Here is a 21269-nt window from a genome sequence, read left to right on the forward strand (position 1 = left end):
TTATGGGACAACAGAAGCCATTGGGCGGCGCCGGCCTGCGGGGTCAGAGCGCGGGGGAAACCAGCATTTGCACCGTGGGCAAGAGCGGTACCGGGCTCACCTATCGCGGCTATGACATCAAGGAGCTGGCAGAGGGCGCCCAGTTTGAAGAGGTTGCCTATCTGCTGCTCAAGGGAGCCTTGCCCAGTGAACAACAGCTGGTGGACTACAAGCGCGAGCTGCGTCGCCTGCGCACCTTGCCCACCGCCCTGCTGGAGGTGCTTGAGCGCATCCCTGCCACTGCCCATCCCATGGATGTGTTGCGTACCGGTTGTTCCATGCTCGGCGATCTGGAGCCGGAAGATGGCTTCGAGCACGAGCATGAAGTGGCTGATCGGCTGCTGGCGGCCTTCCCTGGCATACTGCTCTACTGGTACAAGTTCAGCCACGAAGGGCTGCGCATTGCGCTCGATACCGATGAGGAGTGCATCGGTGGCCACTTCCTGGCCCTGCTGCACCAGAAAGCCCCGAGCGAGCTGGCGCGCCGCGTCATGCATGTCTCCCTCATTCTCTATGCCGAGCATGAGTTCAACGCCTCTACCTTCGCAGCCCGGGTCTGTGCCTCCACGCTTTCCGATATGTTCTCCTGTATTACCGCCGCCATCGGTACCCTGCGCGGGCCGCTGCACGGTGGTGCCAACGAGGCCGCCATGGCGATGATCGAGCCATGGCAGGATGAAGCCCAGGCCCGGCGCGAGCTGCAGGCGAAACTCATCGCCAAGGAGAAGATCATGGGCTTTGGCCACGCCGTCTATCGCACCTCGGATCCCCGCAACGTCATCATCAAGGAGTGGTCGGAAAAACTTGCCGAGGCGGTGGGAGACTCACGTCTTTATCGCGTTTCCTGCGAGGCGGAGAAGGTGATGTGGGAGGAGAAAGCCTTGTTCCCCAATGCCGATTTCTTCCACGCCAGCGCTTACCACTACATGGGGATCCCGACCAAGCTGTTCACGCCTATCTTCGTCTGCTCACGGGTCACCGGCTGGTGTGCCCACGTGATGGAGCAGCGGGAACACAACAGGATCATTCGCCCGAGCGCCGATTACGTCGGCCCGGCCCCCCGTCATTTCGTCTCTTTGCAACAACGATAAGGAAATCACGATGTCCGCCAACGTCGACGTCAACCACAGACCTTCTCCCGATCAGGTGCTGGTCGATATTGCCGATTATGTCTGCAACCACCCCATTACCAGCCAGGCGGCGCTCGATACAGCCCGCTACTGCCTGATGGATACCCTGGGCTGCGGCCTGCTGGCGCTGCGTTTTCCCGAGTGCACCAAGCATCTGGGGCCCATCGTGCCGGGCACGGTCGTGCCCTTTGGTGCCCGGGTGCCCGGCACCCAGCTCTGTCTCGATCCGGTCAAGGCGGCCTGGGACATAGGCGCCATCATTCGCTGGCTCGACTACAACGACACCTGGCTGGCCGCCGAGTGGGGCCATCCTTCCGACAACCTGGGGGGTATTCTGGCTACCGCTGACTGGCTGTCGCGCACTCGCGTCGCCGAGGGCAAAGCGCCGCTCACCATGGCCGATGTGCTGACCGCCATGGTCAAGGCTCACGAGATCCAGGGCGTGCTGGCGCTGGAGAACTCCTTCAACCGGGTTGGCCTGGATCACGTTGTGCTGGTGAAGGTCGCCAGTAGCGCCGTGGTGACCCATATGCTGGGGGGCAATCGCGATCAGGTGATCGATGCCATCTCCCAGGCCTGGGTCGATGGCCAGAGCCTGCGCACCTATCGCCACGCCCCTAACGCGGGGTCACGCAAGAGCTGGGCGGCCGGGGATGCGACATCGCGCGCCGTGCGTCTGGCGCTCATCACCATGAGCGGCGAGATGGGCTATCCCGGCGTACTGAGCGCACCCAAGTGGGGCTTCTACGATGTGCTGTTCAAGGGCAACCAGTTCGCCCTGCATCAGGGCTATGGCAGCTATGTGATGGAGAACGTGTTGTTCAAGATCGCCTATCCGGCCGAGTTCCATGCCCAGACAGCCGTCGAGTGCGCCATGAAGTTGCATGAGGAGGTGAAGGCACGACTGGATGAGATCGACCGCATCGAGCTCACCACCCATGAGTCGGCCATTCGCATCATCAGCAAGGTGGGGGCACTCAACAACCCGGCGGACCGGGATCACTGCCTGCAATACATGGTAGCCGTGCCGCTCATTTTCGGGCGCCTGATAGCCGAGGACTATGAAGATAACGTGGCCGCCAATCCCCGTATCGATGCCCTGCGCGCCAAGATGGTGGTACAGGAAGACAAGCGCTACAGCCGCGAATACCTGGAGGCAGACAAGCGCTCTATCGCCAATGCCATCCAGGTATTCTTCAAGGATGGCAGCCACAGCGCCAAGGTCGAGGTGGAATATCCGGTTGGCCATCGTCGTCGTCGGGAGGAGGGGATACCCCTGCTGGTGGAAAAATTCCAGCACAATCTGGCGACACGCTTCCCGGCCAAACGGGTGCACGATATTCTCGCCCTCTGCCAGGATGGCCAGCAACTGGCCGCTACACCGGTCCACGCCTTTATGGATCTGCTGGTGATCTGATCCGCAGGTTTCCCCACCAGAAATAGACGCGGGCCGCAGGGGCCCGCTTCTTATTGGAGCGTCATGCGCCGCCAGTCAGGCCAGCACGCTGGCATCCCCGTCAAACAGCGCCGTCATGATGGCTGTTTCCCGGCTGGCGATGGTTTCCAGAAACTCGTTGGCCCGCCCCATCTGATGGCAGACCCGGTAGCCGCGCTCGACAAAAGAGAAAAGCTCGCCGAGCCCCGCCAGATGAGCCGGCCCAGAGACAAGTTTGAGGGTGGTGCCAAGGAAAGGCTTGCGGGCCAACCTGTCAAGCGTCATTCCCAGCTCTGTGACCAGGGTTATCTGATGGGCGCGCCGCTCGGGTTCGCCCACCTCCCGATAGGCGAGGGCATACGCCGCTGCCGTCAACCGGCCTATGGCACCACTGCGACGCAGCGCCACCACCATCAGGTAGTCGAGCTCCTCGGAGAGGGCGTCAAGCTCAATCGCCTGGGCCAGCACCTTGAGGCCCGATTCCGGCAACAATCGCTCGGCGGTCGGCATGACGCGCATCACGTCCGCATCGCGCCGGGCACAATCCACGGGGCCATAGAGATCAGTCAGGAAAAATTCGGCGGCCGGGCCATAGCGTTCGCTCTCCAGCAGATCCCTGTGGGTACGCCCCAAGCGATCTGCCTGCCATTGACGCAATCTGTCTCTGTCTTGCTGATCTTCCGGATGGTTACGCATCTGCTCGCGCAGGGAGGCGACCCGATTGAGCTGACGATAGAGCCGCCCCAGTGTGCTCTCGTCTTCGGACTGCGGATCATCGGATAGGCGTGTCTCTTGGGTCATATTCAGCTCTCTGGTGACCTGCAACGAATGGCCTGGTGGACGGATAAAAACAGGGAACATGATAAGTGGATAGTGAGACGGATAGTAGCGTGCACTACCGCGCCGATACATCCTTCCTCCTTGAGTGTAACTCGCGGGCGGGCAGGGGATAAATGCGTGGAGCCCTTGCTCAAGCGGCTTTGTTAAGTGAGTCCCAATTATGTTGCAAATGGCTTTCACTTGTTTGATTCATGTGTTTAATATCAATAAATGTTGTCATCGCTCAGAGAGTTAGCATGTTCCTATACGATCCCCTTGTCGGCAGCAGCCTGTCGACCATCCAGGTCAATCGCCAGCACCCCCTGGGGCTGGCCGGTGTGCGGCTCGCCGCCGAAGCCATTGCACAAGACATGAGCGAGGAGTACCAACTCGACTGTGAATGGGAAGATGAGGAAGAGACCCGGTTGCTGTTTCGCGGTGCCGGGGTCAATGGCTTTCTCTGCCTGACCGACACAAACCTGCAACTGGAGGTGCGTCTCGGCCTGATGCTGCTGCCGGTACGCAGCGTGCTGGAGCAGGAGATCCTCGAATATGTCGATAACCGCCTGCCTTGTCCCAGTCAGGGATAAGCCGCACAGGAACATCAACACTCGCTCTGTCTGTCGCCGAAAATAGATGCCAGACAGCACATCTGTATATTAAATGAACGATGCGAAGACCTCCGAATAACAAATAAACCGGAGGCAAGACGAGCGGAACAATTATTTTTTTACGATGCCATGTTCACGTCGCCACGTTTCATTCTGCCCAGGCAGAAATAATTAATCGAAGCGTATTGGCACCAACATATACGACTCCTGTTTGTTCGCCATCGATATTGCAGTCTTCATGGGAAGATGGCGGACAAATAAGCGAAACGGTAGGAAAAAACCATGTCACCGTGTGAACTTATCTCCTGTGTCGATACCGCCTGGCTGCGGATGGACAGACCCAACAATTTGATGCAAATCGTCGGTGTGCTGATGTTTGACGGTCAGCTCGACGAGGCCCAGCTGCGTACCAGTCTCGAGTACACCATACGGGTACAGCCCAGATTTCACCAAAAGGCCAGCCTGGAGGGGGGTGAGTACTACTGGCGTGACGATCCCGATTTCGATCTCGATTTGCACCTCAAGCGGGTGATCCTGCCGGGCAAGGCTGGCAAGGCCGAGCTGGAGCGGCTGGTGGCCGACTTTGCCTCCACCCCGCTCAACCATCAGCGCCCCCTGTGGGAGATGCACCTTGTGGATACCTCCCTCGGTGGTCAGGCGCTGGTGGTTCGCTTTCATCATGCCATGGGAGATGGATTCTCCCTGGTGCGCGCTCTGCTCACCATGATGGATGAGAGCCCTGTGTCCGCGCCGCGCCCACAGCCCGAGCCCCTGGCCAGCGACCATGATGACGACCACGACGCTCATCAGGGCAGTCGCCTGCTGCGAGCCGGTCTCAAGCTGACCGGCACCCTCTGGTCCAAGTATGTCGAAGTACTGACCCATCCCACCAAGGCGATGGACTACCTCAAGATAAGTCGGGATGTGACCGCCGAGCTCTACACCATCGCCACCCTCTCCGACGATGCAAAGACCCGGCTGAAAGGGGAGACAGGCTGCACCAAGCGGGTGGCCTGGTCTGAACAGATACCGCTACCGGATGTGAAGGCGGTAGGACGGGTGCTCGGCTGTTCGGTCAACGATCTGCTGATTGCCGCCACAGCAGGAGCGCTTCGCCACTATCTGATTGAGAAAGGGGATGACGCCGATGGCGTCGCAATACGGGCACTGGTGCCGGTCAACATGCGCGCCCCCGACGACAACGGTGCTCTTGGCAACCGGTTCGGGCTGGTGGCCCTGGACTTGCCTCTGGATATCGAACACCCGCTGCAACGGCTGCATGCGGTGCGAGAGCGGATGCAGGCGCTCAAGTCCTCCCTGCAACCAGCCGTGGTGCTGAACCTGCTGGAGGTAATGGGTATGGCCCCCAAGGCCTTGCAACAGCAGACCATCGATATTCTCTCGGCCAAGGCCAGCGCCGTCATCACCAATGTGCCCGGTCCCCAGCAAACCCTTTATCTGGCCGGTGCCCGTCTGCGCCAGCCCCTGTTCTGGGTGCCCCAGGCGGGTGACATAGGTGTCGGTGTCTCCATCCTCTCCTATGACAACAAGGTGCAACTTGGCCTCATCACCGACAAGAAGCGGGTGCCGGATCCCGATCTTATCGTCGACCGCTTTGCCCTGGAGTTTGAACAACTGCTGTTGCTGGTGCTGATGGAACCGGATCTGATCTATGACCCTGAGGTACTCGAGCAACTGCTGCAAGGAGGCTAAGGCGTACCGAGCAAGCTGTCTTACCGGAAAACAAAGAGGCCAACCCTTGGGTTGGCCTCTTTCATGGCCACAAGGCGGCGTTATTCGTCCTCCAGCTCCTCACGGGCTGCTTCCACATCGAGCCGCTCCATGGCATCCATGGGCTCACACTCGGCAGCCTCGGCATAGAGCGCTTCGGCCGCCGCCATCTTGCTCTTGCCATGCATCATCACCATGGCATTGGCGTACTCCATGCGGGCGATGGCGGAGTGGGGCAGTATGGCCAACGCAGCCTTGAAGTGACGCTCAGCTTCGTCTTTTTTGGCACCATAGGTGATCCCGCCGATCATGGCGCCCAGCTTGTCGATGATCTCCGCATGCCAGGCACCGAAGGCGATGTGGGCCTCGGCATGCTCGGGGGCCAGTGTCAGTGCTTTTTCCAGACTGGTTTTTATCTTGTCACCTATCCCTTGTGACAGGGCCTTGGAGACCGAGATCACCTGGCTATAGCGACCCAGCGCCAGGGCGTGAAAATACCAGGCGTTGACGTTGTCGGGCTGACGCTTTTGCAACTGTTCGGCGTTGCTGGCGGCCAGCTCGAATGCCGCCCGCTTGGCATACTTGTCATCCAGCAGGTAGCTGGCGTGGATCACCAGCGCCTTGTTCACCACGTTGAGGCCAGCGTCCCCCGCCGCATTCCCCAATGCCACCGCCTGACCGAAGTCGCCGGCATGGTAGGCACGCCAGGCCGCCTGCACCTGAGCGTCTTGAGGCCAGGGTTCGGCATCCCCCTGATGCAGGCGAGCCCAGTTCTGCTCAAGGCGCTCCCCGGCATAGTCATAGGCCGCCTCCGGCCAGGGGAAGGGGGTGAAGTCGGACAAGTTGGGTTGTGAAGTGGTCATATGATTCTCCCTGTTAAAAACACAATCAAAAACACAGTTCTGTTAACCCGCCGTCGTGGCGGGCTGGTAATGGGTGGCGATGGCATCCAGATGGGCACGGGCATTGGGCCGAAGACGGGGGGCCACCAGCTGCATTACCTGAAACACCCCGAGGGCGATGTCGGCATCGGCCCGCGGGTGCAGTGCGCGCTGATATGAGATCCAGAAGGTGCCCACCAGCGCGATATTGGCCGCCAGGGCAGCGATCTGGGCATCGCTGCCCTGCAGCAAGCCACTGCCGGACAGGCTGTGACAAATGGCAGCAGCGGTCTGTTCCTTGCGCCGAAGCAGAGCAGAGAAGCGCAGCTCCACCTTGTGATTGCCGCTCATCAGGGTGCTGATGTCATAGTAGAAGAAGCGATATTTCCAGATGAGTTCGAACATCAGGTGCAAGAAGAACCAGATATCTTCTGTTTCATCCAGCGGAGGGGTGACGGTGTCGAGCAGATGAGCCATCTCCTGTTCGAATTCGCCGAACAGGGCGTTGACTATCTCTTCCTTGTTGTGAAAGTGGTAATAGAGATTGCCCGGACTCATCTCCAGCTCGGCCGCGATGGCGGAGGTGGTGACGGTCGGCTCACCCAGCAGGTTGAACTGGGTGAGGGCGGTGGCCAGGATCCGCTCCCGCGTTCGCCGCTTTGGTTTGCTGTCCATGCTACTCCTTCGGTTGCCGGCGGCCCTTGCCGCCATAACGGTGGGTCAACCAATGTTGCAATTGGGTCAGGGAGGCATCCAGTGCCGCTACCGAGCCAGTTCCCGGAGTGAGCAGGGAGCGCTGCTGATCGGCCAGCGCCCCCAGATTGAGCTCAAGCCCATGTTTGGCGAGGATGGGGCCAAGTTCGGCCCGGCGCTGCCACAGATCACGACGGGTATGCTGGAAGGCGTGCTCGCACAGGTGGCGGCGGTCCCGATAGCTGAACACATTGGCAAAAAACATTTCGCCATCAGCCTGGGAGGGCTCGAACAGCAAGGCGTCGGCATCCGGGTACTGATGCTTGTAGCGATCCATTCCCACGTGCATGCGCGAATGTATGATGGCGCGAAAGGTCTGGGCCAGTACCACAGGCAAACCACTGTCCACCAGATTGGCAGGGCGCTCGCTGGCGATCCCCGCATCGAACGGCACCAGCGGATTGATGCAAAACACCAGATCGGCTCCCTCCTGCAGCGCCACAGAGGCATGCAGCGTCTTGATCAGCGCACCGTCCACATAGTGACGGCCATTGATCAATGACGGTGGAAACAGGCCGGGCAGGGCAGCAGAAGCTTGTACCGCCGCCGAAATGGGCACGTCATCAAGCCCCGGGCTGCCAAATGCCACGGCGCGGCCTGTGTCGAGCTCGGTGGCGATGACGAACAGGCGGCTCTTGAGTTTGCGAAAGTCATTGCTGCGGCCACGGCGAGAGAAAAATTGGGTCAAGAAGCGATCCACCCCGCGGCTGTCAAACAAACCGGTCGGAATCGCTTTGGACATGCCTTGCAAGGAGCCGAGCAAGCTTTTGTTCCAGGGGGCGGAGAGGTAATCGGCCAGACACTCCCACGCCAATGGCGGCAGTGAGGTCAGTCGGTCAAGGTATTCACCGAAAGCGGGGCGCAGCAGGGTAGAGGGGTCGAAAAACTCGCTGCTGTCATCGCTGAGCAGGATCCGCACCAGCTTGTCGGGGGAAATTCCATTGGCCAGCGCCGAGGCAACGACGGCTCCTGAACTGACCCCCACATAAATATCAGCCTGTTCGAAACGCAGCCCCTTGATACTGTCAGCCAGGGCGGCGCAGGCTCCGATCTCGTAAATCCCCCCCAGAGGACCCCCTCCGGCGAGGGCAATCGCAATCGTGCTCATGACACAGCCTCCCTTCTCAAGCAAAACCGGCCCAGCAAGAGGGCATGGGCCGGTCAATCACTATGCCAGGCCAAGCAGGTCTGGCCGGTCAGATCAGGAGAGGGTGGTCTCGCCCTTCTCCTTGATATCCTTGGCGACTTTCTCTACCTCGGACGCCAACGCCTTGACCTCTTCTTTCACCTTGGCGATGGGGGCTGCAGCCTTTTTCACCGGTGGCTTCCTGGCCGCCGGTTTCTTGGCGACAGTGGCGGCGGCAGGTTTGGCTTCGGCAGCCGGTGCAACCGTGTCATCCTGTGCATCGACCAGTTGCTGTACTACTTCGGTCAGCTCGGCCATGCGCTTGGAGAGCTTGTCGATATCCTTGCGGGTCGGGATACCGAGGCTGGCAACGGCGCGGGCCACGCGATCCTCGAACACTTGTTCCAGACGGCCCCAGGTACCTGTGGTCTTGTCAGTGATGGCCGCGATCTTTTCGTCGGCACTCTGACGGGTGCGGGTCTGCAATGCTTCGCCTTCCTGCACCAGGGCTTCGAAGATCTTGCCCCCTTCCTCTTGTGCCTTGGCATAGGCACCCAAGCCCGCCAGCCAGATCTGCTGGGTGGATTCTTTGATAGTCGAGGTGAGCTGGTTGTCGGTCACCGAGCTTGCCAGCGATTTCAATTTCTTGGCCATGATTGTTTCCTTACTGGAGAGTGGGATGAGGTAATGACAACAACCTTGGAACATTCGTTGTGGCATTACTGAGCTTTCATTCTCAGTCTATGGGGAAAAAATAGAGGGTTCTACCTAATAACGGAACAGGCAGTCGTGGTAATTTTGGTCTCGGTCACGAAGATGATGTTCGAATGCATATTTCCAATTGAAGCGTGATATATCTAACGACAACTAACAGCCCAATCAGTAAGGGAATAAATATCATGGACTATTTCATCACGGGGGGCAGCGGTTTTATCGGCCGCCGACTGATAAAAAAACTGCTGCAGCGCCCGAATAGCCGGGTGCATTTCTTGATGCGCGCAGCCCATCTTGAGCGGGTACCCGAATTGCTGGCTTACTGGGGAGTCGACGAGCAAAGGGCCATCCCGATCGTCGGAGACATGACCCATCCCCAACTCGGAGTGAGCGCCACCGAGCAGGAACCTCTCGTCGGCAATATCGATCACTTCCTCCATCTCGCTGCCATCTATGACCTCAACGCCAAGGCGGGCATTCAGCAGCAGGTCAACACTGAGGGCACCCGTCAGGCACTGCAACTGGCTGAACGACTCGGTGCTCGCTGCTTCCATCATTGCAGCTCCATCGCAGTGGCCGGTCTGTTCGACGGCCTGTTTCGTGAAGACATGTTCGATGAGGCAGAACACCTCGACATGCCCTATTTCCAGACCAAGCACGAGGCCGAGGGCATAGTGCGCAAGGAGAGCACCATCCCCTGGCGCATCTACCGACCCGGTATAGTGGTGGGGGATGCCAACACAGGCGAGATGGACAAGGTGGATGGCCCCTATTACTTCTTCAAGACCATCCAGAAGCTGCGGCGCCTGCTGCCGCCCTGGATGCCCGCCATCGGCGTCGAAGGGGGTCGCATCAACCTGGTGCCGGTCAACTTCGTGGTGGATGCCATCGATCACATCGCCCATCTGGACGGAGAGGACAACAAGGCATTTCACCTGACCGACTCCCATCCGATGCGGGTTGGCGACATGCTGAGCACCTTCTCCCGCGCTGCCCACGCGCCCGAGCCCGCCATTCGCATCAATGCGGCCCTGTTCAGCTTTATTCCCCGCCACCTGATGGCCATGCTGATGGCACTGACTCCGGTGCGCCGCATTCGCGATGCAGCCATCGCCGATCTCGGTCTGCCCAAGGATATTTTCCGGCTCATCAACTATCCCACCCGCTTTGACAACCGCGAAGCCCAGCGAGTACTGAAAGGAACCGGCATTGAAGTGCCGCCGCTGCACAGCTACGCCTGGCGGTTGTGGGACTACTGGGAGCGTCACCTCGACCCCGAGCTGTTCATCGACCGCACTCTGCGCGGCCGCGTCGAGGGCAAGGTGGTGCTGATCACTGGCGCCACCTCCGGCATCGGCAAGGCCACCGCAAGAAAGTTGGCCGAGGCGGGCGCAACAGTGCTGACCATTGCCCGGGACGAGCACAAGATTGCACAGACCCAGGCCGAGTTTGCCGAGCAAGGCTTGACCCTGCAGGTCTATCAGGGGGACATGGCGGACCTCGCCCAAGGGGAGGCTATTACCAAACAGATAGTGGCCGAACACGGCGGGGTGGATATCCTCATCAACAATGCCGGCCGCTCCATCCGTCGCGCCATCGAGGACTCCTTCGATCGTTTCCACGATCTGGAGCGCACCATGCAACTCAACTACTTCGGCACCCTCAAGGTAATCATGGGGGTGCTGCCCACCATGATCGAGAAGAAGAAGGGTCACATCATCAATATCTCCTCCATCGGGGTGTTGACCAATGCGCCGCGCTTCTCCGCCTACGTCGCCTCCAAGTCGGCGCTCGACGCCTGGGTGCGTACCGCGGCGTCCGAGTTTGCCGACAAGGGAGTCAACTTCTCCATCATCAACATGCCGCTGGTGAAAACCCCCATGGTGGCGCCGACCAAGGTGTATGAACAGGTGCCCATGATGACGCCGGAAGAGGCTGCCGATCTGGTGTGCGACACCATCATCAACAAGCATGTGCGACTGGCCACCCGTCTCGGGGTGTTCGGTCAGGTGATCCATGCCCTGGCACCACGGGTGGCCCAGGTGATCATGAACACCAGCTTCCGCACCTTCTCGGATCCCAAAGAGGGCGGCGAGTCCAAGGCCTCTGCGGATCAGATGGCGGTATCTACCCTGATCAAGGGCATTCACTTCTGATTTGAGGAAGCATTCGATAAAGCGGGGCCTGAGCAATCAGGCCCTTTTCGTTTGTGGCTGGGAGCGGGCAAGCAGGGTCAGCAGCAGGGCCGTGGTACGGCGCGAGTAGATGAGGGAGAGGTGGCCAAGGGCGGCGAGCTCAATATCTTCCATGCCCTCCATCCGCTGACGGGACTGGGGCAACACAAAGTTGTCATGACTGGTGCGCACCGAAATCCCGGACACACACAGCGGCACAGCGGCGAAGCGTTGCAGCCAACCGGAGCCTGGCTCCATCTCCCGCGCGTTGTCACCCAGTGCAATGGTCGCCAGCTGGCTGCCCTGATGGGGCGTCGCCAGGGTAATAAGCTGCGCCACCTTGCCGCCGCCTGCCAGGGCAAGATAGTCACGGCACACCAGCCCCCCCATGCTATGGCCAATCAACACCAGCTGAGCCGCCCCCGTGGAAGCCAGCACTTCATCGATACGCTTGGCCAGCAGGGGTACCATGTCATCGAGATGACCGAAAGGAGGAGTCAGGGTAACGGTGGCGACCACGTGACCGGCCGCTTCCAGACGGGCTCTTTGTACCCGCCAGATCCCGCGACTGCAACCGTAACCGTGAACCAGCAGCAAGGGCAGGGGGGAGGGGGGAAGCCTGTCCGGCGCCATCAGCAGCCGCTCAAATGGCAGCAGCCAGGTGAAGGTAAACAGATAGGCGAGCATCTCCCAAACCACCATGCGTAACCAGGCTCGCAGGCCGATGGCCGGTGCCGGATAGAAGCGGGAGAACCCCCAGGTCAGCAATACCACCAGGCAGCGCAGCCCCAATAGCGTCAACACCACAAACAGCAGGGAGAGCAGGGGGGAGAGGCCAATGACCAGATGCGCGATGCCCCCAAGGAGCATCACCTCAACCAGCAGCAGTATGAGCAGTTGTCTTGTGATCGTCATGAGCCCATCATCCAGCTTGCTTAAAGCGGATGTCAAATGACCCTTTCATCAATGTGATAATGGCCGCGTAATCGGCCACAGCCTCTCATCATCACCCGCTTTATCTGGATATTTGCAATACTGTATATCCGTACATATACTTGTGTTCACTATCATGAGGAGGACGCCATTATGGCTGTTGAAATCAAATATGTTGTCGTGCGTGGGGGAGTGGAAAAGATGACCTTTGCCAGCAAGAAAGAGGCGGATGCCTATGACAAGCTGCTGGATACCGCCGACGAGTTGATGACCTTGCTGGCGGGGGCACCTGTCAATCTGGAACCCGAACAGCAAGAGACCCTGGCCTTCTACCTGGCCGAACAGCGTGACGTACTGCAAAACGTACTGCGCGGTGGCAAGGCGCAGGGGAGTACCAAAGAGGATCCCCAACCAATGGAAGAGAAGGCTGACGCTGACAAACCCAAGGGAAAATCCCTCAAGAGCGTGGCGTGAAGGCAAGGGGAGTAGGGCGCCAGGTTGAAACAGTGAAACAGCAAGCTCAGACACCCCAAGATATTCACAATTTAAGAATTTACAGTCAATTTTACGGATATTTACCCCGAGAAATTTCGAACAAGGGTGCATATCCATTGAATAAACATAAAAAGTCGCCCAAACGGGTTACAACAGCCGATGCGGCATCGCACACAGCTGGATTTTTTGTCACATCATGATGCCGATAACCCCATTTATCGGCATCAGCTTTTGAACAGAGCACACGGCTCCCATCCTATAGACCAAGCAAGTGCCACCATGACCTCAATGTTACTTCCACCCGCCATGCCGCTGTTTGACGGCCTGGCTCACCTGGAGGCGGGCAATCCCCAGGTCAATCAGTATCTGGCCAACCTCAGCCTGAACGACATGCCCGATGCAGGCCTCGTCTACGAACTGGCGGTCGACTGGCTGCTGGAGCAACGCCATAACGAGAACAACTACAAAACGTACCGTAGCGAGCTGACGACATTTCTGCACTGGTGTTTCAGCGAGCTGGTCATCAGCCCGAAAGACCTGACCCGGCGCATCATGATGCGCTATCTCGACTATTGCCAGGCGCCACCAGACCAGCTGATTGCCTACCGCAATGTGGCGCAGTTCATCCTCGACAAGGAGTGGGGAGAACGGCTGCCCAATCCGCTGTGGCGGCCGTTCCTCGGCAAACGGGAGCTGGGACGTGAACTGCCGTATCGCCTGAGTGAGCAGGCAATGAAGACCAAACTCGCCATTTTGTCGGCCTTCTTCCAGTTTCTTATCCAGGAAGAGTACATGGACAGGAATCCGGCGTTGCTGTTGCAACGAGTCAAGCGACCGGTCCAGCAGGAACCAGATGATCAGGGCCAGGCCTTCACCGAGCTGCAGTGGTCCTATGTCATGCAAGCGGCCGAGCGACTGGCAACCGAATCACCGGATCATCACGAGCGCAGCCGCTTCCTGATAAGCCTGATGTACGCCTGTTATCTGCGCATCTCGGAGGTGGCGGCCAGGCCGGGTTTTACGCCCGTCATGGGCCAGTTTCGCCGTGACGGTAAAACCGGCGTCTGGGGCTATTACATTCCACGCAGCAAGGGCGGCAAACGGCGTACTGTGGCGGTGTCTCAGGCCTTGCTGGAAGCGCTCAAGCGCTATCGCACTTTTTTGGGGCTAGCGCCATTGCCAGCCCCCAATGAACAAACACCACTCTTTGTACGCCATAAAGCAGCCGCGCATGGCCGTGAACAGGGAGAGCTCAATGCCAATCTCGGTATCCGTCAACTACGTGAACTGGTGATGACGGTGATCCAGACTGCCGCCAATCTGGCCGAACAGGATGGTTTTACCCAGGACGCCGCCGAGATGTGCAATCTGACGCCGCACTCCATTCGCCACACCGGCATTACCCATGACATCAATCTCAATGGTCGACCCTTATCCCATGTTCAAGCTGACGCGGGTCATGACAGCATCGACACCACCTCCAAATATCTGCACACCGGCAACAGTGAACGACACGAAAGCGCCAACCATAAACCGCTTGATAGGTTGCATGAATGAACGTGTGTTGGTATGTCGATGAAGAGTGAGAGATAACAAATCAATGTGAGTGATACAGTGGCCAACCGAACACGCGCGCAGATAGGAACAAGAGCTGACGTCATGAACCATGATGAGCACCAACTCGGTAGCGTGTTTCATCTTTTAAACAAAACCGCGCATAATGTATATTATGTTAAATTGAATATCTTGTTTCCTGTTCCCATAAATTGAACTGTGTATAATGGAAACAAATGATCCTATCTCCGACCGGATATCTTAAGTGGCTGAATTAACATCAGAACAACTAAAACCCGCTTTCGCGATTGAACAGTTCCCTACACTTAGTGAGCTAGAACCCATTCCCTTCGCCGCCTTGCAACCCAGAGTGATTTCCGGCATCAAGCGCCTCGCCAGTTTTGATGGTGATTGCCCGGTCATGCTGCTCAATGGTTTCCCCGGCGCTGACTATGAAGGTGTGTGCCAGACATTGATCGCCGCCTCCAATGGCAAGGATGGTGACCTGTTTGATCTCTGCTATACGGAAAACCTGAACAACCCGTTCAAACCGATCTGGTTGCGTCTGCAACCTGGTACCGGTATCGAGTTTTGCGAAATGGTGGGTGAACTGCTCAAACTGATGAGCCACCATCTGGATGCCGAGCGTCTGGTCACTCGCATCATGCGCAAGCAGAACAACGATCCCAAGATCGATGACTTTCTTTCCGATCTGGCGGCCCATGTGGCCCAAGGACTCGAATTCCAGCACCCCGTGCTCATCAACCTGCTGATCCACCATGAAGACCAGGAAGCTCCGGTGGTTTATGGCCGGGATTTGAACTGGGATACCCTGTTCGGATCCATCAACTATCAAACTGAACAAGGCTCTGTTTATGCCAACCAGCATCTGTTGGAGCCTGGTCTGTTGCGTCAGGCCAACGGCGGCTATCTGATATTGCAACTCGACGAGCTGCTGGATCAGCCACACCTCTGGTTTAAGCTCAAGAATGCCATTCAGAAAAGTGAGCTGGACTGGAACGCCTATCAGGAAGGCAAGACACTGACCCCCTTCTTTACCCCGGAAGCGACTCCCATCAAGCTTAAGCTGATCCTGGTCGGTGACCGCCTCGAGGTATCCGAGTTCCAGATGCTGGACAGGGACATGTCCGAACGCATCTTCCTTCGTGCGGATCTGGTATCAGAGGTCAACATTGATGAAGACCTGTCCGAATTTCTGCAGTATCTGGCATGGTTACGTGAGCGTTGGACACTGCTGGACTTCACCCCGGCCGCCCTCGCCGCCCTCTGTCGCCATGCCAGTCGCCTGTGTGACCATCAGGAGTGGCTCTCTCTGTCCGAGATACAGCTCGGTGCCATCATGCGCATGGCGGACAGCCTGGCCCGCGAAATGGAAGCCGAAACCGTGACTGATGAGCATATCCGGTTGGCCCTTGAAGAGCAGGACTACCGACTAAATTATCTGGTTGAACAGTCTGATCAGGGCGTCATTGACGGCCAGATCCTGTTGCAAACCGATGGTGAGGAGATCGGCCAGATCAATGGCCTGTCCGTCATTCAGGTCTCGGGTCATCCCTATGATTTTGGCGAACCTGTGCGTCTCACCGCGACCGTGCATCTGGGCGATGGCGACATTGCGGATGTCGAACGAAAAGCTGAGCTGGCTGGCCATATCCACGCCAAGGCGATGATGATCATTCATGGTTATCTCTCCAACAAATTTGGTGCAGAGACCCCCTCGCCGCTCTCTGCCAATCTGGTGTTCGAGCAGTCCTATCATGAGATCGATGGTGACAGCGCCTCTCTGACTGGCCTGTGCGCCCTCCTCTCTGCCCTCGCCCGCCAGCCCATCTATCAACACTTTGCCGTCACCGGCGCGGTCGATCAGTTCGGCAATGTGCAGGCGGTAGGTGGTGTGAACGAGAAGATTGAAGGCTTCTTCCGGGTGTGCAAGATCCATGGCATCACAGGTAAGCAAGGCATCATTCTGCCGGGCACCAACATCCAGCAGTTGAACCTCTCAGACGAGGTGATTGCCGCCGTCGAAGCAGGTCAGTTCCACATTCATCCTGTGGACCATGTGGAAGAGGCCATCGAGCTGCTGACTGGCTGTGTAGCGGGTGAGCCGGACATGCCGGATACCCTGTTTGGCCGGATCCAGCAGCGACTGGACGAACTGAATGGCACCGCGTTCAAGGGGGGCTTGATCCGCCGCCTGCTGGGCCGGTTGTTCAGCCTGTAATAAAGAAGAGATCGGAGTTGTTTAGCGCACAAGTGTACGCTAAATTGGCCCGGCTTTGACCCATATGAAGGATAAACAGCGTGACCGTAGACAATACCACCATTGATCCCCGCCTTTCCCTGTGTGAACAAGGCAAAGACTCGTTTACCCGTGAAGAGCTGCTCGCCTGCAGCCGTGGCGAATTATTTGGTGAGGGTAACAGTCAGCTGCCCGCCCCCAACATGTTGATGATGGATCGCATCGTCAAGATCAACGACAACGGTGGTGAGCATGGCAAGGGCGAGATCCTGGCAGAGCTCGACATTACGCCGGACCTCTGGTTCTTTGACTGCCATTTCCCGGGCGACCCCGTTATGCCAGGCTGTCTGGGTCTGGATGCAATGTGGCAACTGGTCGGCTTCTTCCTCGGCTGGAAAGGCGGTCCGGGTAAAGGCCGTGCACTGGGTGTGGGTGAAGTGAAATTCACTGGCCAGATCCTGCCGACCGCCAAGAAAGTGACCTACAAGATCACGTTCAAGCGCGTCATCAACCGCAAGCTGGTCATGGGGATCGCCGATGGCGTCGTGGAAGTCGATGGCCGTCCTATCTATAGCGCCAGCGATCTGAAAGTGGGCCTGTTCAAAGATACCACTGCATTCTGATCGACTGATTTAGTGGTAACGCAGAGATAACGTAAAGGGGCCTCAATGGCCCCTTTCCTTTTGTAATGAGTGATGAAGTACCAATTACTTCATGAAGAGGCCTGAACCCCGCCCTTCCATGGCGTCTCGCCAACCACCAAGCCAATGCCCTCGGGCATCCAGGCATTGGTACGGACACGCTTCTTTCTGTTTGCCGACCACGCCAGCCTGATAACCACGAGCGCGAGCTCTTTCCAGACGGTCCCGTTTTTGTCTCTTCATCATCTACGACCCTCTTCGTGGAACAAAAAAAGCGACCAATTTTTCATCGGTCGCTTTCATCTTTACCCCACGAGGTGGGCAGGGTCAAACAAAAAATGTCATGCTATCCGGTCATTGTGACACAAGACACTGAACCACATTAATTTTTAGTGACATCCCATTTTATCGTTGGTAACGGCGCAGCCAGGTAAACGGCAGGGCCAGCAGCGTCAGCCAGAACAGGCTGCCACCACCACTGCCACCATCCTGACCGGTCTGGTTATTGACCGGCGCATTGGCGACCACATAGCTTGCAGGCTCGTCGTTCTTGTAATCGGCAACGGCTGGCGTCAGCTTCACGCTGACGATGGTTGAATTGGTACGATTGTTGAGATCGCTCTCGCTGTTATAGCGGAAAGCCGTCGCAGCGACAGTACCATTCGTGCTGATGCCGCTGGCATACGCGATGTGGTAGTAGTAGCCGTTCTGGGCGCATTTTTTGGCGCCAGCATCGTCGAGACCACAAATCAGATCGTTCAGATACCAATTTTTACCGGTCGCGGCGTTGAGCAGGAAACCTTCCTGCATGCGGTTGGTGCCATTGACCACAGGTTGGGTCTGGTGACGAGAATCACGCCAGCCCACGACCATGTTGTGGTTGTTGATGGCGGCAGCTTCCGAGCCTGCACCGCTGATTGGGCTGTCTTGCAACGGTACACTCGCCGTCTGTTTGGTGTTCAAGTTGAACACAAACATCTCGACCGGGCGGTTTTGACCCTTGTTGATGCGATAGCGCTGGTTGCCAATCACATAACCGTTGTCATTGACCCCCACAGCCCAGCTGTGTTGCAGCTTGGCGTCATCCTTGCCCGGCTCGCCTTCGGCCAGCGGTATGGTCTGGGTGGTACCGACCTTGCCACCGGCCAGATCCAGCGTCCAGTATGCCGCCAGGTTGCGGCCATCCAGGTAGTTGCTGCCAATTTCACCGGTGGAGGAGTAACCCACACCGAACAAACTGCCATTGACGTTAGCGACCCCGAGGGCAGACGCCGTCTGGATCACTTCGTTACGGCCACGGGAATACTCGTTGGCCTGGATCAGCTTGTTGAAGGTGCCTGTGCTGTTGAGCAACCAGAAGCTGGCCTGGGTGTTGAGGCCCGGGCAGTAGCGGTAGTCGCCATACTGGCCGTCGTTACCGGAGAAGCACCAGTTGTAGGTCTCGGAATTGACGGCGATGTTCTTGCCGGTGGCAGCGGTGCCGGTCACCAGGTACTGGCCGTTATCCAGCTTTTTGATGCTGGTCGGCACGCTCAGGCTGTGGGTGCTGGCGCCATCCTTGAGGTTGACGGCGTTGCCTTCCTCGACGATAGCAAATGCGGTGCGCAGCTTGCCATCCATCTTGTAGCCCACGCGAGTGCCCGCTACGTCACCCAAAGCGGTAACCAAGCCATCAGTTTCGTTGCTGACTTGGTCACCGACGTTGCTGCGCTGATCGGTTTTGGCCAGAAAGTCGACACGCCACTGATACGCAAAGTTGCTCTTGTCGTTCCAGAAGGCGTTGCAAACCGAGTTGGAGAGCATGCAGCCCTGCTCAAAACGGAAACGATCGACCAGGAAGTCAGCAAACCGCACAGTCGAGAAGTGCTCGGCCATGTCGTTTTTGGTGTTGATCCCGACTAGCCCGTTGCCATCGGCACTGATCGCGCTGGCATATCCCTTGTCAGACCCGTCGACAATGGTGAAAAAGGGGCTTTGTGCCGCCTGGGCGTGCAGGCTGGTGCTGACCAGAATGGCCAGCATGGATAATTGCTTTTTCATCTACTTCCTTAGTCCTGATGTTTCAACGCTTCCAACTCCTCCCAACGGGAGAAGGCTTGTTCCAATGCAGCCTCTGCTGCATTCAGGGCATCCAGTTTGAGCTGGGTTTGATCGCTCGGCAACGCGAAGAAACCGGGATGGTTTACCTCCGCCTGCAGAGCATTCAGCTCAGTCTCCAGTTGTTCCAGTCGGGCTGGTAGATTATCCAGCTCCAGCTGCAACTTGTAAGAGAGTTTTTTGACTTTAGAGGCAGCAGGGCTTGCCACAGCGACAGGCTCTGGCGTTTTGACCTGAGCCGCTTTTGCCGCCAGCTGAGTGCTCTGCTGGGCCCGCGTCGCCATCATGTCGGCATAACCGCCCACGTAATCGCTGATACGTCCATCTCCTTCAAACAACCAGCAACCTGTCACTGTATTGTCGATAAAGCGTCGATCGTGACTGACCAGCAACAGGGTGCCAGGATAGTCCGCCAGCAGCTCTTCCAGCAATTCCAGCGTTTCGACATCCAGGTCGTTGGTTGGTTCATCGAGGATCAGTAAATTACTGGGCTTCAAGAACAATTTGGCCAACAGTAAACGGTTTTTTTCGCCCCCTGACAAGGCTTTCACAGGGGTACGTGCCCGCTTGGGTTCAAACAGGAAGTCCTGCAGGTAACCCAGAATGTGACGGGAGCGGCCGCGCACCATCACTTCCTGCTTGCCCTCCCCCACGTTGTCCATCACCGTTTGCTCGGGATCGAGCTGATCGCGATACTGGTCAAAGTAGGCCACTTCCAGCTTGGTGCCCCCCTTGACCAGACCACGGCTGGGCTCGAGTTGGCCCAGCAACAGCTTGATGAGGGTGGATTTGCCGCAACCGTTGGGACCCACCAGGGCGATCTTGTCGCCACGCAGCACCTGCAGATCCAGCCCCTGGAACAGGGTACGATCGCCAAAGTCCAGCCCCAGCCCTTCGGTTTCGAACACCAGCTTGCCGGAACGGTTCACATCGTCCATTTGCAGCTTGGCCTTGCCCTGCAGCTCGCGACGCTGGGAACGCTCCATCCGCATCGCCTCAAGGGCACGTACCCGGCCTTCGTTGCGGGTACGGCGCGCCTTGATGCCCTGACGTACCCACACCTCTTCCTGGGCCAGCTTGCGATCGAACTCGGCATGTTGCAGCTCTTCAACCCGCAGTGCCTCTTCCTTGCCTTGCAGATATTCGTCGTAGTTGCCAGGCCAGGAGGTGATCACGCCGCGGTCGAGATCGATGATCCGGGTCGCCAGCTTGTGGATGAACTCCCGATCGTGGGAGATGAAGACGATGGCGCCGCGAAAATCCTTGAGGAAATCTTCCAGCCAGTTGATGGCTTCGATATCCAGGTGGTTGGTCGGCTCATCGAGCAGCAGCAGGTCCGGATCGCAGGCCAGCGCACGGGCCAGGGCCACTTTACGCAACCAGCCACCGGACAGACTGTCCAGGGTTGCGTCGGGATCGAGGTTCAGCAGGGTCAGCACCTGGCTGATGCGGGTCTCGAACTGCCAGCCATTTTGATAGTCGAGCTGTTCTTGCAGATCGCTCATGATGCGTATGTTGGCATCGCTCGGATCGTGGGCCAGCTCCATGGAGATATGGTGATACTGCTTGAGCAGCTCGCCGACACCGGCCAGCCCTTCGGCCGTGTAGTCAAACACAGTGAGGTCACTCGATGCAGGCGGATCCTGCTCGAGGCGAGTCACTTTCAGATCCTGCTGCTGTACCATGCGCCCGTCATCGAGCGGCAGTTCGCCAGCAATGATCTTCATCAGGGTGGACTTGCCCGCCCCGTTGCGCCCGACCAGACAGAGACGCTCACCACGCTCAATACTGAGCTCGGCATTGTCGAGCAGCGGGAAATCACTGAACGACAGACAAGCGCCGTGCAATGTTAATAAAGCCATGTTTCTTCCTTATT

18 protein-coding genes are annotated in these 21269 nt (G+C 57.9%); 9 read left to right on the forward strand and 9 right to left on the reverse strand.

The genetic code is table 11. The features are described from left to right. Positions 1-2: 2 nt before the first annotated feature. Together prpC and AACX78_RS12465 are read left to right on the forward strand one after the other, a co-directional pair. Complete coding sequence (gene prpC, locus AACX78_RS12460; RefSeq protein WP_125598537.1) at positions 3-1130, forward strand: bifunctional 2-methylcitrate synthase/citrate synthase; 1128 nt, start codon at positions 3-5, stop codon at positions 1128-1130. 10 nt (positions 1131-1140) lie between these two features. Further along, positions 1141-2586 (forward strand): bifunctional 2-methylcitrate dehydratase/aconitate hydratase, encoded by a 1446-nt coding sequence (locus AACX78_RS12465; protein WP_159166384.1) that lies wholly within the window; start codon positions 1141-1143, stop codon positions 2584-2586. A gap of 75 nt (positions 2587-2661) precedes the next feature. On the opposite strand, the gene AACX78_RS12470 is transcribed toward AACX78_RS12465, so the two are convergent. Further along, entirely contained in the window at positions 2662-3405 is a 744-nt protein-coding gene (locus AACX78_RS12470; protein ID WP_159166385.1) for an FFLEELY motif protein, read from the reverse strand. A 230-nt stretch (positions 3406-3635) separates the two neighbouring features. On the opposite strand from AACX78_RS12470, the gene AACX78_RS12475 reads away from it, so the two are divergent. Then, on the forward strand, positions 3636-4013 hold the full coding sequence (locus AACX78_RS12475; RefSeq protein ID WP_085941456.1) for a polyhydroxyalkanoic acid system family protein: 378 nt from the start codon (positions 3636-3638) through the stop codon (positions 4011-4013). Between the two features lie 303 nt (positions 4014-4316). Next, positions 4317-5747, forward strand: a complete 1431-nt coding sequence (locus AACX78_RS12480; protein WP_159166386.1) for a WS/DGAT/MGAT family O-acyltransferase — start codon at positions 4317-4319, stop codon at positions 5745-5747. Between the two features lie 80 nt (positions 5748-5827). Here the strand turns inward: AACX78_RS12480 and AACX78_RS12485 are convergent, their stop codons facing one another. The 4 genes from AACX78_RS12485 to AACX78_RS12500 form a co-directional block, all read right to left on the reverse strand. After that, a complete protein-coding gene (locus AACX78_RS12485) occupies positions 5828-6628 on the reverse strand; it encodes a hypothetical protein (protein WP_159166387.1) in 801 nt (266 codons plus the stop codon). Between the two features lie 42 nt (positions 6629-6670). After that, a complete protein-coding gene (locus tag AACX78_RS12490; RefSeq protein WP_159166388.1) occupies positions 6671-7321 on the reverse strand; it encodes a TetR/AcrR family transcriptional regulator in 651 nt (216 codons plus the stop codon). Between the two features lies 1 nt (position 7322). Further along, positions 7323-8507 carry a patatin-like phospholipase family protein gene (locus AACX78_RS12495; RefSeq protein ID WP_021138890.1) on the reverse strand — a complete coding sequence of 395 codons (1185 nt, stop codon included), beginning with the start codon at positions 8505-8507 and terminating at the stop codon, positions 7323-7325. Positions 8508-8600: 93 nt separating this feature from the next. Further along, positions 8601-9179 carry a phasin family protein gene (locus tag AACX78_RS12500; RefSeq protein WP_159166389.1) on the reverse strand — a complete coding sequence of 193 codons (579 nt, stop codon included), beginning with the start codon at positions 9177-9179 and terminating at the stop codon, positions 8601-8603. Between the two features lie 245 nt (positions 9180-9424). On the opposite strand from AACX78_RS12500, the gene AACX78_RS12505 reads away from it, so the two are divergent. Then, complete coding sequence (locus AACX78_RS12505; RefSeq protein WP_159166390.1) at positions 9425-11395, forward strand: SDR family oxidoreductase; 1971 nt, start codon at positions 9425-9427, stop codon at positions 11393-11395. A gap of 36 nt (positions 11396-11431) precedes the next feature. Here the strand turns inward: AACX78_RS12505 and AACX78_RS12510 are convergent, their stop codons facing one another. Next, on the reverse strand, positions 11432-12328 hold the full coding sequence (locus AACX78_RS12510) for an esterase/lipase family protein (protein ID WP_159166391.1): 897 nt from the start codon (positions 12326-12328) through the stop codon (positions 11432-11434). Positions 12329-12499: 171 nt separating this feature from the next. On the opposite strand from AACX78_RS12510, the gene AACX78_RS12515 reads away from it, so the two are divergent. From AACX78_RS12515 to fabA, 4 genes are all read left to right on the forward strand, one after another. After that, the gene (locus AACX78_RS12515) at positions 12500-12820 is read left to right on the forward strand and encodes a YebG family protein (RefSeq protein ID WP_021138886.1); all 321 of its coding nucleotides are present in this window, start codon (positions 12500-12502) and stop codon (positions 12818-12820) included. A gap of 300 nt (positions 12821-13120) precedes the next feature. After that, positions 13121-14398, forward strand: a complete 1278-nt coding sequence (locus tag AACX78_RS12520) for a tyrosine-type recombinase/integrase (protein WP_159166392.1) — start codon at positions 13121-13123, stop codon at positions 14396-14398. A 262-nt stretch (positions 14399-14660) separates the two neighbouring features. Beyond that, entirely contained in the window at positions 14661-16637 is a 1977-nt protein-coding gene (locus tag AACX78_RS12525; RefSeq protein WP_159166393.1) for a Lon protease family protein, read from the forward strand. 80 nt (positions 16638-16717) lie between these two features. Next, positions 16718-17278: a 3-hydroxyacyl-[acyl-carrier-protein] dehydratase FabA gene (gene fabA, locus AACX78_RS12530; RefSeq protein ID WP_005315696.1), complete on the forward strand. Its 561-nt coding sequence runs from the start codon at positions 16718-16720 to the stop codon at positions 17276-17278. 84 nt (positions 17279-17362) lie between these two features. On the opposite strand, the gene rmf is transcribed toward fabA, so the two are convergent. From rmf to uup, 3 genes are all read right to left on the reverse strand, one after another. Further along, complete coding sequence (gene rmf / locus AACX78_RS12535; protein ID WP_005315693.1) at positions 17363-17542, reverse strand: ribosome modulation factor; 180 nt, start codon at positions 17540-17542, stop codon at positions 17363-17365. Between the two features lie 159 nt (positions 17543-17701). Then, complete coding sequence (locus tag AACX78_RS12540; RefSeq protein ID WP_159166394.1) at positions 17702-19336, reverse strand: DUF3466 family protein; 1635 nt, start codon at positions 19334-19336, stop codon at positions 17702-17704. Between the two features lie 8 nt (positions 19337-19344). Next, the gene (uup, locus tag AACX78_RS12545; RefSeq protein ID WP_087755692.1) at positions 19345-21255 is read right to left on the reverse strand and encodes an ATP-binding cassette ATPase Uup; all 1911 of its coding nucleotides are present in this window, start codon (positions 21253-21255) and stop codon (positions 19345-19347) included. Positions 21256-21269 lie beyond the last annotated feature (14 nt).

Source organism: Aeromonas sp. 9A (genome assembly GCF_963900955.1).
GTDB classification, from domain to species: Bacteria; Pseudomonadota; Gammaproteobacteria; order Enterobacterales; family Aeromonadaceae; genus Aeromonas; species Aeromonas salmonicida.

Coding starts and splice junctions, on each gene's coding strand:
- prpC (WP_125598537.1), top strand. CDS start 3: ATGGGACAACAGAAGCCATTGGGCGGCGCCGGCCTGCGGGGTCAGAGC.
- AACX78_RS12465 (WP_159166384.1), top strand. CDS start 1,141: ATGTCCGCCAACGTCGACGTCAACCACAGACCTTCTCCCGATCAGGTG.
- AACX78_RS12470 (WP_159166385.1), bottom strand. CDS start 3,405: ATGACCCAAGAGACACGCCTATCCGATGATCCGCAGTCCGAAGACGAG.
- AACX78_RS12475 (WP_085941456.1), top strand. CDS start 3,636: ATGTGTTTAATATCAATAAATGTTGTCATCGCTCAGAGAGTTAGCATG.
- AACX78_RS12480 (WP_159166386.1), top strand. CDS start 4,317: ATGTCACCGTGTGAACTTATCTCCTGTGTCGATACCGCCTGGCTGCGG.
- AACX78_RS12485 (WP_159166387.1), bottom strand. CDS start 6,628: ATGACCACTTCACAACCCAACTTGTCCGACTTCACCCCCTTCCCCTGG.
- AACX78_RS12490 (WP_159166388.1), bottom strand. CDS start 7,321: ATGGACAGCAAACCAAAGCGGCGAACGCGGGAGCGGATCCTGGCCACC.
- AACX78_RS12495 (WP_021138890.1), bottom strand. CDS start 8,507: ATGAGCACGATTGCGATTGCCCTCGCCGGAGGGGGTCCTCTGGGGGGG.
- AACX78_RS12500 (WP_159166389.1), bottom strand. CDS start 9,179: ATGGCCAAGAAATTGAAATCGCTGGCAAGCTCGGTGACCGACAACCAG.
- AACX78_RS12505 (WP_159166390.1), top strand. CDS start 9,425: ATGGACTATTTCATCACGGGGGGCAGCGGTTTTATCGGCCGCCGACTG.
- AACX78_RS12510 (WP_159166391.1), bottom strand. CDS start 12,328: ATGACGATCACAAGACAACTGCTCATACTGCTGCTGGTTGAGGTGATG.
- AACX78_RS12515 (WP_021138886.1), top strand. CDS start 12,500: ATGGCTGTTGAAATCAAATATGTTGTCGTGCGTGGGGGAGTGGAAAAG.
- AACX78_RS12520 (WP_159166392.1), top strand. CDS start 13,121: ATGACCTCAATGTTACTTCCACCCGCCATGCCGCTGTTTGACGGCCTG.
- rmf (WP_005315693.1), bottom strand. CDS start 17,542: ATGATGAAGAGACAAAAACGGGACCGTCTGGAAAGAGCTCGCGCTCGT.
- AACX78_RS12540 (WP_159166394.1), bottom strand. CDS start 19,336: ATGAAAAAGCAATTATCCATGCTGGCCATTCTGGTCAGCACCAGCCTG.
- uup (WP_087755692.1), bottom strand. CDS start 21,255: ATGGCTTTATTAACATTGCACGGCGCTTGTCTGTCGTTCAGTGATTTC.